The sequence below is a fragment of the Rhodanobacter spathiphylli B39 genome, assembly GCF_000264295.1.
GTDB classification, from domain to species: Bacteria; Pseudomonadota; Gammaproteobacteria; order Xanthomonadales; family Rhodanobacteraceae; genus Rhodanobacter; species Rhodanobacter spathiphylli.
The window spans coordinates 1-559 of sequence record NZ_AJXT01000093.1 but is presented as its reverse complement, the minus strand read 5'-3'; the positions used below and the strand labels follow the sequence as shown (position 1 = coordinate 559).

1 protein-coding gene is annotated in these 559 nt (G+C 56.9%); it reads left to right on the top strand.

Annotated features, from left to right (window positions below):
• The first annotated feature begins 43 nt into the window (after positions 1–43).
• Positions 44–421: a hypothetical protein gene (locus UU7_RS17090; RefSeq protein WP_157582423.1), complete on the top strand. Its 378-nt coding sequence runs from the start codon at positions 44–46 to the stop codon at positions 419–421.
• The last annotated feature ends 138 nt before the right edge of the window (positions 422–559 follow it).

Below are 559 nucleotides of genomic sequence, written 5' to 3'. Positions count from 1 at the left end.
TTTTCTACAGCTACGTTAGCCAATGGAAAACGCGCTCCTATACATGAAAGTGATCGCCGTCGCCCACGGCATACTTGGGTATTTGGGTGGCGCTGTCGCGGCCTCCCCAGAAATTCAGACGGACATCATCTACCAGAATCGAAGTCCGTTGGCAGGTGACGTAAAGAAGTACTTGGTCTACGGGATGTGCTTTTGTCTGGTGCTCTGCGGCCTCTGTCCGTGGTTCAAACCGTCCGCAACTCCGTTGTGGGCATGGCTCGCCCTTGGCTTTCATCTACTCAGCGGCGCACTCGACCTTGCAACACAGCAGGGGCGCTTCCACTGCTGGCGCTGTATGGCAACTGGCGTTACCGTCAAGACCATTGCAGCTGTTGCTCTTACCTACCTAGCTACCACGCTTCCATCGGCGGGCAATGGCTAACCATTCGTTCAAGGCGGACGGCTTCGCCGCCGCTTAACTCCAGCGTTGAGGCTGTAGAAAAAGTCCTTTCCGCCGGCGGATAGACGGCCAAATGGGCGGCCGAAGATATCGTCGCTTGCCGCGCTCCATCCTTGGTGG